The following is a 14,498-nucleotide window of genomic DNA, read 5'->3' as shown; positions in this document are numbered from 1 at the left end:
CCGCGATGGGACCGGGGCTCCCGTGCGTCCGGCTCCCCCGGCCCGCCGGGGGTCAGCGGCGGGTCGTCAGCAGGTCGGCGGTCGCGGCGCGGCGGAGCTTGCCGGACGGCGTCTTCGGGAGGCTGCCCGGAGCCAGCACGGCCACCTCGGCGGGGCGCACCCCGACGGCGGAGACCACCCGGCGGATGACGTCGTCGCGGATCGCGCGCACGGCGTCGTCGCCGTCGGCGGCCCTCGCCTCCACCGCGACGGCGAAGGACTCGCGGTGCCGCCCGTCACCGGCGGCCATCCGGACGGCGACGACGTTGCCCGCCCGGACGCCGTCGGCGGCGCCGGCGGCCCGCTCGATGTCGGTCGGGTAGATGTTGCGGCCGCCCATGATGATCACGTCCTTGGTGCGGCCGCAGACGACGACCGCCCCGCCCTCGGTCAGGTAGCCCTCGTCGCCGGTGTCGAACCAGCCGTCGCGGTCCTGTGTGGACACCGGACCGTCGACGGTGAGGTAGCCGGGCGTGACCGCCTCGCCGCGCAGCTGCAGCACCCCCACGTCGCGCGGCCCGAGCACGCGGCCGGAGCCGTCGACGACGCGCACCTCGATCCCGGGCAGCGGCGGGCCCAGCTCGGGGAACTCCCGGTGCGGGGCGTCGCCCGCGGGCGCGGCACGCCGGTGCGCCTCGAGGGACTCGGCGTCGACCCGGTCCACCGTGATCCCGGTGTCCACCGGCGCGAAGGACACTCCGAGCGCGGTCTCGGCCATGCCGTAGGCGCACAGCACCGACTCCGGCCGCAGCCCGAAGCGGGCGCCGGCCCGCGTGAACGCCGCGACGGCCGCCGGGTCGACGGGCTCGGCGCCGTTGAGCGCGATGCGCAGGGTGGACAGGTCCAGGGCGCCGTCGTCGACCCGGGCGAGCTGGCGGGCCAGCACGGCGTAGGCGAAGTTCGGCGCCGCCGTGACGGTGCCGCCGTGGCGCGAGATCAGCTCGGCCCACAGCCGCGGGCGCCCCAGGAAGTCGGCCGGGGTGACGGTGACCAGGTCCAGCCCGACCGTCATCGGGACGGTCAGGAAGCCGACCATCCCCATGTCGTGGAACAGCGGCAGCCACGAGACCATCCGGTCGCGCTCGACGTCCAGCTCGGACGCGACGACCATCGCGGTGATGTTCGCGTGCAGGTTGGCGTGGGTGATCCGGACGGCCTTCGGCGCGGCCGTCGACCCGCTCGTGAGCTGCAGCAGCGCGGTGTCGCCCTCGTCGGCGACGCCGGCGTCCGCGACGAACGCGGCCGGGTCGCCGGTCAGGTCGGCGAGCATCCGGAACGCGATGCCCCGCTCGGTCAGGACCGGGGCCAGTGCGTCGAAGGGCGGGCCGAGCAGCACCATCTCCGCGCCGATCATCTGCAGCGTGGTGACGGTGTCCGCGGCCCACACCGCGAGGTCGGTGCGGGGGGTCGGCTGGTGCAGCATCGTCACGCTTCCCCCGCACAGCCAGACCGCCTGCGCGGCCGGGGCGATCGCCGCGGGCTCCCCGGCCAGGACACCGACCGCACCGCCGAAGGGCAGGGCCGGGCCGCCGTCACCGGCGGGGCGGCGCAGGGCGTCGGCGACGCCGCGGGCCACGGTGTGGACCTCCGCCCAGGACCGTCGCACCGGCTCGTGCGGCTCCCCGGTCGTCATCCCGCGGGCGTGCCCGTCGGGTCCGGTCGCGGACTCCAGCATCATCGCCAGGAATCGGGACATGGGCCCGAATGTAGCGACGAATCGCCCGGACGCGGCGGGACGATCGCCGACCGGCGGGGCCCGACACGCCGCGGGCGTAGCATCCGGCCCCATGGCCGACCCGCAGACCGATCCCGCCACCCTGTCCGCCGCCGTCGACGCGGTCCTGCCGGGCGCGCGCACGGATCTCGAGGCGCTGGTCCGCATCCCCAGCATCTGGGCCGACCCGGCGCACGCGGAGGACACCCGGCGCAGCGCGGACGCCGTCGCGGCCCTGGCCCGGGACGCGGGCGCCGCCTCGGTGCAGGTCCTGTCCGCCGAGGGCGGGGCACCGGCCGTCGTCGCGCACTGGCCCGCGCCGGAGGGCATGCCGACGGTGATGCTCTACGCCCACCACGACGTGCAGCCCACCGGCGGGGACGACGAGTGGACCAGCCCGCCGTTCGAGCCCACCGAGCGCGACGGCCGGCTCTACGGCCGCGGCGCCGCCGACGACAAGGCCGGCGTCATGACCCACCTGGCGGTGCTGCGCGCCTACGAGGGCCGCCCGCCGGTCGGGGTCGTGCTGTTCATCGAGGGCGAGGAGGAGTCCGGCTCCCCCACCCTGACCGCACTGCTCGCCGAGCACCGCGACGCCCTCGCCGCCGACGTCATCGTGATCGCCGACGCGGCCAACCCCGCCGTCGACGTCCCGGCGCTGACCACGAGCCTGCGCGGGCTGGTCGACGTCGTCGTCGAGGTGTCCGTGCTGGAGCGCCCGGTGCACTCCGGGGTCTACGGCGGGCCGATCGGCGACGCGCTCACCGCGCTCTGCCGGACCCTGGCCTCGCTGCACGACGACAAGGGCGAGGTCGCCGTCCCCGGCCTGGTCCAGGGCAGTTCCGACGCACCCGACCCGGACGAGGCGACCTACCGCTCCGACGCCGGCCTGCTCGACGGGGTCGAGCTGCTCGGCACCGGCTCGATCCCCGACCGGGTCAACCACCGGCCCGCCGTCGCCGTGCTGGGCATCGACGCGCCGAAGGTGGCCGAGGCGTCCAACGTGCTCCTGCCCCGCGCCCGGGCCATGGTCAGCATGCGCCTGGCCCCCGGCCAGGACGCCAGGGAGGCGCAGCGCGCGCTGGCCGAGCACCTGGAGCGCCACGTCCCGTGGGGGGCGCACGTGGACGTCACCCCGGGCGGCGGGGTCGCCGAGCCGTTCAGCCTGTCCTCCACCGGGGAGGTCTACGACCACGCCCGCGCCGCGTTCTCCGCCGCCTACGGCAACGACGCCGTCGAGACCGGCATCGGAGGATCCATCCCGTTCATCGCCGAGTTCGCCCGCACGTTCCCGGGGGCCGCGGTGCTGGTCACCGGCGTCGGTGACCCGGCCAGCCGCTGGCACGGCATCGACGAGAGCCTGCACCTGGGCATGTTCGGGCGCGGCGTGCTCGCCGAGGCGCTGCTGCTGGCGCGCCTGTCGGGCCGCGCCTGACCCGCGCGTGGGCCCGGGGCCGGGCGGGTATCCACCGATCATGAAGTTCGGCATCGCGACGTTCGTGACCGACGAGGGCATCCGCCCCGGGCCGCTGGGCCGGGCGCTGGAGGAGCGCGGGTTCGACTCGGTGTTCCTGGCCGAGCACTCCCACATCCCCACCAGCAGGGAGTCCCCGTACCCGGGCGGCGGGGACCTCCCGCGCGTCTACTACCGCACGCTCGACCCGTTCGTCGCGCTCGCCGCGATGGCGGAGACGACGACGGGGCTGCTGCTGGGCACCGGCATCGTGCTGCTGCCGCAGCGCGACGTCATCCACACCGCCAAGCAGACCGCGAGCCTGGACCTGCTGTCCGGCGGTCGGCTGCTGTTCGGCGTCGGCGCCGGGTGGAACCGCGAGGAGATGCGCAACCACGGCGTCGACCCGTCCCGGCGCGGCCCGCTGATGACCGAGCAGCTGCACGCCCTGAAGGCACTGTGGACCCAGGACGAGGCCGAGTTCCACGGCGAGCACGTGGACATCGAGCGCTCGTTCGCCTGGCCGAAGCCCGTCCGCGTCCCGCCGATCTACCTGGGCGGCGAGAGCGAGGCCGCGCTGAACCGGCTCGCCGAGGTCGGCGACGGCTGGCTCCCGCGCAGCCACACCTCCTTCGACGAGATCCGCCGCGTGCGCGACGACCTCGCCGGGCGCGGCAAGCCGGACGTGCCGACGACGGTGTTCGGCGGCAGGCCGGACCCCGACGTCGTCGCCGGCTACGCCGAGGTCGGCGTCGAGCGGGTCACGTTCATGCTCCCGACGCTGCCCGAGTCCGAGACCCTCACGAAGCTGGACGAGCTGGCGCAGGTGGTGGCGCGGTCGAGCTGACCGCACCCAGCACCAGCGCGGTGAGCGCCTCCGGGGCGTCGAGCTGGATCAGGTGCCCGGCCCCGGGCACCAGGTGCAGCTCGGCCCCCGGGATCGCCGCCGCGAGCCGGTGCGCGCGGTCCACCGGGATCCAGGTGTCCTCGGTCCCCCAGACGACCCGCACGGGCAGGTCCAGCTCGCCGTAGCGGGGCTCGACCTCGTCGGTGAAACGCTGGTCGGCCTGGGCGATCTGCCGGTAGAACGCGGCCGCGCCGTCGGCCCCCAGCCACGGCCCGACCAGCGCGTCCTCGTCCTCCGGCCGGAGCGGACGGTGCGCGGCACCGCGCACGTACTCCCGCACCAGCGCCTCGTGCAGCGGCCCGGGCAGCGCGCCGAACACCGCCGCGTTCTCCCGCACCAGCCGGAAGAACGGCGAGCCCCACGGCGCGAGCGCCACGACGTCGGCCAGCACCAGCGACCGGTACGCCGCGCCGTGCAGCAGGTGCGCGCGCAGGGCGACGGCGCCGCCGTAGTCGTGCGCGACGACGTGCGGCGGCTCGGGCAGGTCCCAGCGGTCGAGCAGCCCGGCCAGCACCCGCCCCTGCACGCCGAGCGAGACCTCCTCGCTGCGCCCGGAGACGCCGTAGCCCGGCATGTCCCACAGCAGCACCCGGTGCGTCGCGGCCACGACCGCGGCGATCCGCGCCCACAACCACGACGACCACGGCGTGCCGTGGCAGAACACGACCGGCGGCCCGGACCCCCGCTCCGCCCAGCGCACGCGGTGACCGTCCACGGTGAACTCCCGATCCAGCTCCACCCGGCCACCGTGCCACGGACCCCCGACAACGTTCCGGGGCACAATGAACGGCGATGTCGCCCCGGCTCTCGATCCGGCTGCTCGGCCCCGTCTCCGTCACCGACGCCGACGGGCGCGAGCTGCTGCCCGCGGGTCCGCGGGTGCGGGGCCTGCTCGCCCGGCTCGCGTTCGACGCCGGGCACCCGGTCGGCACCGCGACGCTCATCGACGCGCTGTGGGGCGAGGAGCCGCCGGCGACGGCGAACGCCCTGCAGTCCCTGGCCACCCGGCTGCGCCGGGCCGTCGGCGCGGAGCGGGTGCGGTCCGCGGCGGGCGGCTACCTGCTGGCCGTCGACCCCGGTGAGGTCGACGCGCTGCGGTTCGCCGCCCTGCGCCGCGCGGCCGCCGCCGACCCCGACGACACCCGCGCCGGCGCCCTGCTCGACGAGGCGCTGGCGCTGTGGCACGGGCCCGCCCTGGACGGCCTCGACGGGATCGCGTTCGCCGGGCCCGCCGCGGACCGGCTCGCCGAGGCGCGGGCGGGCGCCGCCGAGGAGCGCGCGGACCGGGGGCTGGCCGGCGGCGGCCCCCCGGCCGGCCTGGACGTGCTCACCGAGGTGCTCGCCGCACAGCCGCTGCGCGAGACGACCGCCGTCGCGCTGGCCCGCGGGCTGCACGCGGGCGGGCGGCGCGCCGACGCACTCGCCGTGCTCGACCGGACCCGGGCCGCGCTGGCCGAGGAGCTCGGCGTCGACCCCGGCCCGGAGCTGCTGCGGGTCCGCACCGCGCTGCTGCGCGACGACCCGCCCGCGGCGCCCCGGCCGCCCGCGCCCGCCCGCAACGGCCACCCGCCCGCACCGCGCACGGTGCCGCTGACCTCCTTCGTCGGGCGCGGGACCGACCTGGCCAGGGTCCGGTCGCTGCTGGGGTCGGCGCGGCTGGTCACGGTGGTCGGGCCGGGCGGCGCGGGCAAGACCCGGCTGTCGCAGGAGGTCCTGCGTGACACCGGCCCCGGGACCGGTGCCCCGGCGGCCGTGGCCGTCGCCGAGCTGGCCGCGCTCACCGGCGGCGACCAGGTGGCGCCCGCGGTGCTGCACGCCGTCGGCGGGCCGGAGCTGGCCGTCGGCGAGCGCGGTGGCCCGGACGCGCGCGTCCGGCTCGGCGCCGTGCTCGCCGGGCGGGACCTGCTGCTCGTGCTCGACAACTGCGAGCACCTGGTCGACGAGGTCGCCGGTCTCGTCCACGACCTGCTCGGCACCCAGCCCGGGCTGCGGGTCCTCGCGACGAGCCGGGAGCCGCTCGGTGTGCCCGGCGAGGTCCTGCACCCGCTCGGGTCGCTGGAGCCGCGCCAGGCCGCGCAGCTGTTCGCCGAGCGGGCCGCCGCCGTCGCGCCCGGGTTCGTCCTCGCCGGGGACGAGGACGTGGTCGACGACATCTGCCGCCGTCTCGACGGCCAGCCGCTGCCCATCGAGCTGGCCGCGGCCCGGGTCCGCAGCATGACCCCGGCCGAGCTCGCCGACCGGCTGGCCGACCGGTTCCGGCTGCTGGTCACCGGCGCCCGCACCGCGCTGCCCCGCCACCAGACGCTGCGGGCGGTCGTCGACTGGAGCTGGGACCTGCTCTCCCCCGCCGAGCGGGCGCTCGCGACCCGGTTCGGTGTGTTCGCCGGGCCGGTGACGGCGGGCACCGCGGAGGCCGTGTGCGGCGACGAGGCGTTCGACCTGCTGCCCGCGCTGGTGGAGAAGTCGCTGGTCGTCGCCGTCCCCGACCCGGACGGCGGCGCCACCCGCTACCGGATGCTGGAGACCGTCCGCGAGTACGCGGCGGCCCGCCTGGCCGGCTCGGGCGAGCGCGACGGCGTCGTCGCCGCGCACGCGGAGCACGTCCTCGCGCTGCTGGAACCGGGCGAGCCGAGGCTGCGGACCGCCGAGCAGCTCGACCAGCTGGCCGTGATCCGGGCCGTGGAGGGGGAGGCCGTGCGGGCCCTGGAACGGGCGGTCGCCCACGGCGAGGCCGACCGGGCGTACCGGCTCCACGCGGCGCTCGGCTGGAGCTGGCTGATCCGCGGGGACCACGGCTCGCTGCGGCACTGGTCGGACCGGGTCTCGACGGTCCCGCCCGCGGCGGCCCCGGGCCCCGGGGTCGCGTTCACCCGGGCGCTGCGGTCGCTGGTGCTGGCCGGGTTCGCCGACGACGCCGAGGGGGCCCGCCGGGAGATCGCCGCCGTCGAGCGCATGCGGCCGGCGCTGCCGTCGCCGCGGCACCCGGTCGTCGACCTGATCGGCCCGGCCGCCCGTGTCTACGACGCGGGCGACCGCGGCCCGCTGGAGGCCGTCGCCGACGGCGACGGCCCGCCGTGGCCGCGCGCGTTCGCCGCCCAGATGATCGCCGCGCACGCCGAGAACGCCGGTGACCTCGCCGTGCAGCGCGACCGGCTGCGGCAGGCGCACGCGTTGTTCGCCCGGGTCGGCGACCGGTTCGGGCTCGGCATGACCACGTTCGCGCTCGGCGAGCTCGAGGAGCTCGCCGGGGACCGCGACGCCGCCCGCCGCACCTACATCGAGGCGGTGGAGCTGTCGGCCTCGCTCGGCAACGCCGACGACGTCCCGCAGTACCGGATGCGCCTGGCCGGGCTCGCCGCCCGCGACGGCGACGGGCCCGCGGCCCGCGAGCACCTGCGCCGGGCCGTCGAGGAGCAGCCCGCCGAGCCCGAGACCCGACTGTGGTCGCTGTGGGCCGAGGCCGACGTCGAGCTGCGTCTCGGACGGCCCGAGGTCGCGCTGGCGCTCGTCGGCGACACCGCCGCGCTCACCGGGCCGGGGCCGGGACGCCGGCAGCGCGAGGCCGTCGTGCACTGCCTGGGCGCCGCGGCGCTGCTCGCGCTCGGCCGCCACGACGAGGCCCGGGAACGCCTGGTGGTGGCCGCGTCCGCCGCGACCGCCTCCGACGACGGGCCGGTGCTCGGGCAGGTCGCCGAGCTCGCCGCCCGGTGGGCGCTGACCACCGGTGACCCCGGGCGCGCGGCCGAGCTGCTCGGGACGGCCGAGGCCCGCCGCGGGACGCTGAACCTGGGCGACCCGGACGTCGTCGCCACCCGCGACGCCGTGGTGGCCCGGCTCGGTCCGGCCGCGGCGGGCGCGGCGTTCGACCGGGGCCGGGCCACCGGGCGGGACGTCCCGCCGGCGCCCTGAACGCTCAGGTGCGGCGGCGGTAGAGCGCGACGGCCAGCGGCGCGAAGATCACGACCAGGGCCGCGGAGGTCAGCAGCGACACCGTCACGGCGCCGCCGGCCGGTGCGCCGTCGAGCAGGGCACGGACCGCGTCCGCGGTCCGCGACACCGGGTTCACCGCGGCGAAGCCCTGCAGCCAGCCGGGCATGGTCCCGGTCGGGACGAACACCGAGCTGGCGAACGTCAGCGGCAGCATGACCAGCGCGGACAGCCCCTGCACCGAGCGCGGTCGGCGCACGACCATGGCCAGCGCGGTGAACACCCAGCACAGGCCGAAGGCGAACGCGACGACCAGTGCGAACGCGGCGAGCACGCCGAGCGGGCCGGCCGGGGTGCGGTAGCCCAGCGCGAACCCGAACACCAGCATGATCACGCCGGAGGACACGTAGCGCACGAGGTCGGCGCCGATCGCGCCGACCAGCGGGGCCGCCCGGGAGATCGGCAGGCTGCGGAAGCGGTCGAAGATGCCGGTCTTCAGGTCCTCGGCCAGTCCGACGCCGGTGCCGGCGGAGGCGAACACGACGGTCTGCAGGAGCACCCCGGGCAGCGCGTAGTGCAGGTAGTCGGCGCTGTTGCCGGCGATCGCGCCGCCGAAGACGTAGACGAACAGCAGCAGGAAGATCACCGGCTGCAGCGTGACGTCGAGCAGCGCCTCCGGGGAGTGGATCGTCGTGACGACGCCGCGCCGGGCCAGGGACAGGCCGTGGCGCACGGTGGAGGGCAGCAGCCGCGCCGGGGCGGACGGGGCCACGGCGGGCGGCGTGGGCGGGGTGTCGAGCGTGGTGGTCATCGGGGGCCTCCGGAGGGGGTCGCGGCCGCGTGGCCGGTCAGGGAGAGGAAGACGTCGTCGAGACTGGGCAGCCGCAGGCCGATCTCGGCGACGGCGACGCCCTCGGCGACGAGCCGGTCCTCGGTGCGGCGCAGCGCGCCGTGGTCGTGCGCCGGGGCGGTCACCTCGCCGGAGGGCTCGACGACGGGGTCGGCGCCGGTCTCCTGCGCGACGACGGCGGCGACGAGCGCGGCCTCGCGCGGCAGCTCGGGCCGCACGTGCAGGCGTCGCCCGCCGGTGCGCGACTTCAGCTGCGCCGCGGTGCCGGACGCGATGACCCGGCCCCGGTCCAGGACGACGAGGTCGTGCGCGAGCTGGTCGGCCTCCTCCAGGTACTGGGTGGTGAGCAGCACCGCGACGCCGTCCTCGGCGAGGCGGCGCACCGAGTCCCACACCTCGTTGCGGTGCAGCGGGTCCAGGCCGGTCGTGGGCTCGTCGAGGAACAGCACCTCGGGGCGCCCGACGAGGCTCGCGGCCAGGTCGAGGCGGCGGCGCATGCCGCCGGAGTAGGTGCCGGCGCGCCGGCCCGCGGCCTCGGTGAGCCCGAACCGGTCGATCAGCTCGGTGGCGCGGGCCCGGGCGGCGGCGCGGGGCAGGTCGAGCAGCCTGCCGATCAGGTAGAGGTTGTCGCGGCCGGTCAGGGCCTCGTCGACGGCGGCGTACTGGCCGGTGAGCCCGATCCGGGAGCGGACGGCGGCCGCGTCCGCGACGACGTCGTGGCCGAGCACGGCGGCGCGGCCGCCGGACGGCGGGAGCAGGGTGGCGAGCACGCGGACGGTCGTGGTCTTGCCGGAACCGTTGGGGCCGAGCAGGCCGAGGACCTGGCCGCGGTGGGCGGAGAAGGAGATCCCGTCCACGGCGCGGACGTCACCGAAGGTGCGGACCAGGCCGTCGACCTCGATCGCGGGAGTGTTCATGGCACCGAGCGTGCGCCCGGGCGCTGACACGGCCCTGGCGCGGCGCTGACACGGGGACCGGGCCGGCGCCGGTGCGGCGCCCCGGACACGGCCCGGGTCCGTCGCCACCCCCCGACGGCGGCGACGGAACCGGTCCGTTCTCCCCCCGCGTCCGGCCGGCGCTCCCCAGCCCGGCCCGACGCGGTGACGACGGTATCCGCGCACCCGGCCCGTGCGGATCGGTCGAACTACCGATCTCTTTCGCGGGCCGCCTCCTACCGGAGTAGGAGACGGGTCATCCCTCGGCGCGTTCGGCGGCCTCGAGCCACTCCAGCTCGACGCCCTCGCGTTCGGCGACGACGGCCTTCAGCTCCCGGTCGAGCTCCATCAGCCGTCCGGGGTCGGTCGCGGCCTCCGCCAGCTGCGCGTGCAGCTTCTCCTCGCGCGAGGTGAGCTGCTCCATCCGGCGCTCCAGGCGCTGGGCGTCCTTGCGGGCGGCGCGCTGCGCGGCGGCGTCCACCTTCGGGGCGGCGCCCGTCGTGCCCGCGCCGCCACCGGCGGTCCGCGCGGGCGCGGGGGCGCCGGCGGACGACGAGCCGGCCGCGGCCCGCCGGGTGAGGTACTCGCCGATGCCGCCGGGCAGGTCGGTGAGCCGCCCGTCGCCGAACAGCGCGACGACCCGGTCGCAGACCCGCTCGGTCAGGTACCGGTCGTGGCTGACGACGACGAGGGTGCCCGGCCAGCCGTCGAGCAGGTCCTCCAGCCCGGCGAGGGTGTCGACGTCGAGGTCGTTGGTCGGCTCGTCGAGCAGCAGGACGTTCGGCTCGTCCATCAGCAGCCGGGTCAGCTGCAGGCGGCGGCGCTCGCCGCCGGACAGGCGTCCGACCGGGGTCCACTGGCGCGCCGCGGGGAAGCCGAGCCGCTCCAGGACCTGCGAGGCCGTCATCTCCTGCTTGCCGAACCGCACGTACTTGGCGACGGCCTCGGTCGCCTCCAGCACGCGCATCTCGGCGGGCAGGTCGACGAGCTCCTGCGACAGCTGCGCCATCCGCACGGTGCTGCCCTGCACCCGTCGCCCGGAGTCGAGCTCGCGCTCCCCGGACAGGGCGCGCAGCAGCGTCGTCTTGCCGGAGCCGTTGATCCCGACGATGCCGATCCGGTCGCCCGGGCCCAGCCGCCAGGTCACGTCGTCGAGCAGGGTGCGCCCGGCGACGGTGACGGTCGCGTCCTCCAGCTCCAGCACGGTGCGCCCGAGCCGGTTGGTCGCGAACGCCATCAGCTCGACGGTGTTGCGCGGGGCGGGGACGTCGGCGATCAGCGCCTCGGCGGCCTCGATCCGGTACCGCGGCTTCGACGTGCGCGCGGGCGGGCCGCGGCGCAGCCAGGCCAGCTCCTTGCGGGCGAGGTTGCGGCGGCGCTGCTCGGCGGCGTCGGCCTGGCGGCCGCGCTCGGCGCGGGCGTAGACCCAGTCGGCGTAGCCGCCGGTGTAGGACTCGACGCGCCCGTTCGCGACCTCCCAGGTGCGGGTGCAGACGGTGTCGAGGAACCAGCGGTCGTGCGTGACGACGACGAGCGCGATCCGCCGCGCGGTCAGGTGCGTGGCGAGCCAGCCGATGCCCTCGACGTCGAGGTGGTTGGTCGGCTCGTCCAGGACGACGAGGTCCAGCTCGCCGATCAGCGCCGCGGCCAGCGCGACCCGGCGCTTCTCCCCGCCGGACAGGCCGTCGGTGGGGCGCTCGATGTCGTCGATGCCCAGCCCGTCGAGGACGTCGCGGACGCGCGGGTCGGCGGCCCACTCGTGGTCGGCGTCGTAGCCGGCGAGGACGATGTCGCGCACCGTCGAGCCGGCCGGGAAGCGGTCGTGCTGCACCAGGTGCGCCATCCGCAGGCCGCCGAGCCGGGAGACCCGGCCGCCCTCCACGGGGCGCTCCCCGGTGATGACGTCGAGCAGGGTCGACTTGCCGCCGCCGTTGAGGCCCACGACGCCGATCCGGTCGCCGCGCTCGACGCCGAGCGACACGGCGTCGAGCAGCACGCGGGAGGCGTCACCGGGCACGTGCGCGGTGACGTTCTCCAGGTTGAGCAGGTTCTCGGGCACTACTTCTCCACCATCAGGGAGCGGGGGTCAGGCACGGACGGGGGGCCAGGAGCCCGACGAGGACGGTCCGCCCCGCTCGGGCGGGGGCTCGCCGTCCTCGACGACGCGGGCCCCGGCCACCGGGCCGTGCGCGACCCGCACGGTGCGGCACACCCCCATGCCGGCGAGCTCGGTCGCGACCTCGACGGCGGAGTCGGCGTCGGCGCACAGGAACGCGCAGGTCGGGCCGGACCCGGACACCAGCCCGGCCAGCGCACCGGAGTTCACCCCGGCCCGCAGCGTGCGGCGCAGGTCCGGCGCCATCGACACCGCGGCCGCCTGCAGGTCGTTGCCCAGGGCGAGCGCGAGCCGCCGCGGGTCGCCCGAGGCGAGCGCCTCCAGGACGGGTTCGACCGGGCGGCCGGCGACCTCGCCGTCGCCGCGCAGCCGGTCCAGCTCGCCGAACACGGCCGGGGTGGACAGGCCGCCGCGGGCCAGCGCGATCACCCAGTGCAGCCGGTGCCGGGCCAGCACCGGGACGATCCGCTCGCCCCGGCCGGTGCCGAGCGCGGTGCCGCCGTACAGGCCGAAGGTGACGTCGGAGCCCAGCTCGGCGGCGAGGTCGGACAGCTCGTCGCGGCCCAGCTCCATCCGCCACAGCGACGACAGCGCGACCAGCGCGCCCGCCGCGTCGGCGGACCCGCCGGCCATGCCGCCGGCGACCGGGATGCCCTTGCGCAGCACGACGCGCACGTCCGGGGCGCGGCCCGCCTTCTGCGCGAGCAGCTCGACGGCCCGCCAGGCCAGGTTGGTCGCGTCCAGCGGGACCTCGGCGACGCCGTCGCCGTGGACCTCCAGCGCGGGGGCGTCGGCCGGCTCGACCGACACCTCGTCGAACAGGCTGACGGCGTGGAAGACGGTGACGAGGTCGTGGAAGCCGTCCGGCCGCACCCCGCCCACGGCGAGGTGCAGGTTGATCTTCGCGGGCACCCGGACGGTGACCGGTCGCGGCACGGCGGACAGCACCGCTCAACCCTACGGGCAGCGTGTGACGGTTCGTCGCCGCCCGGCGCTGCGGGTGGCCGGGTTCACCGCGGTGGCCTCAGCGCGCGAGTGCGGCGGCGCGGCGCTCGGTGAGGTGCCGGGGTGTCGCGAAGCAGGCGACGGCCACGACGCCCGCCACGAGCACCGCCGCGGGCAGCAGCATCGACTGGGCCATCGCCGTCGCGAAGGGCTCGCGCAGCGCGTCGGGCAGCGCACCGCCGGCCGCGGCGGTCTCCGGGGAGCCGCCGGTCGCCGTCGCGCCCGGGACGAGCGCCGCGATCCGCGACTCCATGAGCACCGCGATGCCCGCGCTGCCGAGCACGGCGCCGACCTGGCGGGTCGTGTTGTAGACGCCCGACCCGGACCCGGCCTGGTCCATCGGCAGGTTGCGGGTCGCGCTCGTCGAGATCGGCGCCCACACGCACGAGTTCGAGACGCCGAGCAGGGTCAGCGGCAGCAGCAGCCGCCACACCGGGGTGTCCGGGCCCATCTCCGCCGCGAGCCAGACCAGCGCGATCACGAACGTCGACATGCCGAAGCCGCCGATCAGCCGCGGGTGCACCCGGTCGGTGAGCCGACCTGTCCAGGGCGCCAGCGCCCCCGAGAAGACCGCCAGCGGGGCCAGCAGCAGCGCCGCCTGGGTGGGGGTGAAGCCGCGCACGCTCTGCGCGTAGATCATCAGCGGGAAGCCCTGCGCGGTGATCGCGAAGCCGACGGTGCAGATCGCGATGTTGGCCAGGGAGAAGTTGCGGTCGCGGAACAGCCGCAGCGCGACCAGCGGCTCGCTCGTGGTGACCCGCTGCCACCACACGAACCCCACGAGCACGAGGACGCCGCTGCCGATCATCGCCTGGACGGCGGGGCTCCAGTCGTACTTCTGGCCCTCCTGGATGCCGAAGACCAGCAGGAACATCCCGGCCGCGGACAGCACGACGCCGACCAGGTCGACGCGGCGCCGCGACGTCGGCAGCGACGGCACCAGCCGCCAGGCCGCCACGAACGCGACCACGCCGAACGGCACGTTGACGAAGAAGATCCACTCCCAGCCGAGCCCGCCGACGAGCAGCCCGCCCAGGATCGGCCCGGCCAGCGTCGCGACACCGGCGACCGCGCCCCACAGGCTCATCGCCCGCCCGCGCTGGGCCGCGGGGAAGGTGCGGGTGATGACGGCCATCGTCTGCGGCGTCATCATCGCCGCGCCGAGCCCCTGCGCGATCCGCGCGACGATCAGGCCGCCGACCGTCGTGGTCAGCCCGCACCACAGCGACGCGAGCGTGAACACGGCCAGCCCGCACAGGTAGACCCGCTTGGGCCCGAACCGGTCCCCCAGCCGCCCGGTGATGAGCAGCGGGACCGCGTACGCGAGCAGGTAGGCGCTGGTCACCCACACCACGGAGTTGACGTCCGCGCCGAACGCGGCCAGCAGCGCCGGGGTCGCGACGGTGACGATCGTGGCGTCGACCAGGATCATGAAGAAGCCGATGACCAGCGCCCACAGCGCGGGCCAGGGACTCGTGCCGTCCTCGGAGAGGACCCGCTCGCTCGACCGTGTCACCACGCCATCATGCGCTCCCGGTCCGACGGTTCCGGC

Annotated in this window: 10 protein-coding genes; 3 read left to right on the top strand and 7 right to left on the bottom strand. The window is 76.7% G+C overall.

Going from position 1 to position 14,498, the window contains the following annotated elements; all coding sequences use genetic code 11:
• Positions 1-52 precede the first annotated feature (52 nt).
• Positions 53-1,735: a fatty acyl-AMP ligase gene (locus WJX68_RS15615; RefSeq protein ID WP_340291442.1), complete on the bottom strand. Its 1,683-nt coding sequence runs from the start codon at positions 1,733-1,735 to the stop codon at positions 53-55.
• 91 nt (positions 1,736-1,826) lie between these two features.
• Between WJX68_RS15615 and WJX68_RS15610 the strand changes: the two genes are divergently transcribed.
• Together WJX68_RS15610 and WJX68_RS15605 are read left to right on the top strand one after the other, a co-directional pair.
• Positions 1,827-3,188 (top strand): dipeptidase, encoded by a 1,362-nt coding sequence (locus WJX68_RS15610; protein ID WP_340291441.1) that lies wholly within the window; start codon positions 1,827-1,829, stop codon positions 3,186-3,188.
• Positions 3,189-3,228: 40 nt separating this feature from the next.
• Positions 3,229-4,053 carry an LLM class F420-dependent oxidoreductase gene (locus WJX68_RS15605; protein WP_340291439.1) on the top strand — a complete coding sequence of 275 codons (825 nt, stop codon included), beginning with the start codon at positions 3,229-3,231 and terminating at the stop codon, positions 4,051-4,053.
• Here the strand turns inward: WJX68_RS15605 and WJX68_RS15600 are convergent.
• On the bottom strand, positions 4,007-4,852 hold the full coding sequence (locus WJX68_RS15600; protein ID WP_340291437.1) for an alpha/beta fold hydrolase: 846 nt from the start codon (positions 4,850-4,852) through the stop codon (positions 4,007-4,009). The genes WJX68_RS15605 and WJX68_RS15600 overlap by 47 nt on opposite strands.
• Before the next feature lie 53 nt (positions 4,853-4,905).
• Between WJX68_RS15600 and WJX68_RS15595 the strand changes: the two genes are divergently transcribed.
• Positions 4,906-8,022: an AfsR/SARP family transcriptional regulator gene (locus WJX68_RS15595; RefSeq protein WP_340291435.1), complete on the top strand. Its 3,117-nt coding sequence runs from the start codon at positions 4,906-4,908 to the stop codon at positions 8,020-8,022.
• A gap of 4 nt (positions 8,023-8,026) precedes the next feature.
• Here the strand turns inward: WJX68_RS15595 and WJX68_RS15590 are convergent, their stop codons facing one another.
• The 5 genes from WJX68_RS15590 to WJX68_RS15570 form a co-directional block, all read right to left on the bottom strand.
• Positions 8,027-8,851 carry an ABC transporter permease gene (locus WJX68_RS15590; RefSeq protein ID WP_340291433.1) on the bottom strand — a complete coding sequence of 275 codons (825 nt, stop codon included), beginning with the start codon at positions 8,849-8,851 and terminating at the stop codon, positions 8,027-8,029.
• Entirely contained in the window at positions 8,848-9,807 is a 960-nt protein-coding gene (locus tag WJX68_RS15585; protein WP_340291431.1) for an ATP-binding cassette domain-containing protein, read from the bottom strand. Before WJX68_RS15585 ends, WJX68_RS15590 begins: the two co-directional genes overlap by 4 nt.
• A 274-nt stretch (positions 9,808-10,081) precedes the next feature.
• The gene (locus WJX68_RS15580; protein ID WP_340291429.1) at positions 10,082-11,884 is read right to left on the bottom strand and encodes an ABC-F family ATP-binding cassette domain-containing protein; all 1,803 of its coding nucleotides are present in this window, start codon (positions 11,882-11,884) and stop codon (positions 10,082-10,084) included.
• A gap of 27 nt (positions 11,885-11,911) precedes the next feature.
• Positions 11,912-12,889, bottom strand: a complete 978-nt coding sequence (locus WJX68_RS15575; protein ID WP_340291427.1) for a 4-(cytidine 5'-diphospho)-2-C-methyl-D-erythritol kinase — start codon at positions 12,887-12,889, stop codon at positions 11,912-11,914.
• Between the two features lie 76 nt (positions 12,890-12,965).
• A complete protein-coding gene (locus WJX68_RS15570) occupies positions 12,966-14,462 on the bottom strand; it encodes a DHA2 family efflux MFS transporter permease subunit (protein ID WP_340291425.1) in 1,497 nt (498 codons plus the stop codon).
• Positions 14,463-14,498 lie beyond the last annotated feature (36 nt).

Origin of the sequence: Pseudonocardia spirodelae, assembly GCF_037727765.1 — a bacterium.
GTDB lineage: Bacteria > Actinomycetota > Actinomycetes > Mycobacteriales > Pseudonocardiaceae > Pseudonocardia > Pseudonocardia spirodelae.
This window is presented reverse-complemented; position numbering and strand designations above follow the sequence as displayed.

Excerpts from the sequence above, each read along its gene's own strand:
- WJX68_RS15615 (WP_340291442.1), bottom strand. The coding sequence starts at position 1,735 with ATGTCCCGATTCCTGGCGATGATGCTGGAGTCCGCGACCGGACCCGAC.
- WJX68_RS15610 (WP_340291441.1), top strand. The coding sequence starts at position 1,827 with ATGGCCGACCCGCAGACCGATCCCGCCACCCTGTCCGCCGCCGTCGAC.
- WJX68_RS15605 (WP_340291439.1), top strand. The coding sequence starts at position 3,229 with ATGAAGTTCGGCATCGCGACGTTCGTGACCGACGAGGGCATCCGCCCC.
- WJX68_RS15595 (WP_340291435.1), top strand. The coding sequence starts at position 4,906 with ATGTCGCCCCGGCTCTCGATCCGGCTGCTCGGCCCCGTCTCCGTCACC.
- WJX68_RS15590 (WP_340291433.1), bottom strand. The coding sequence starts at position 8,851 with ATGACCACCACGCTCGACACCCCGCCCACGCCGCCCGCCGTGGCCCCG.
- WJX68_RS15585 (WP_340291431.1), bottom strand. The coding sequence starts at position 9,807 with ATGAACACTCCCGCGATCGAGGTCGACGGCCTGGTCCGCACCTTCGGT.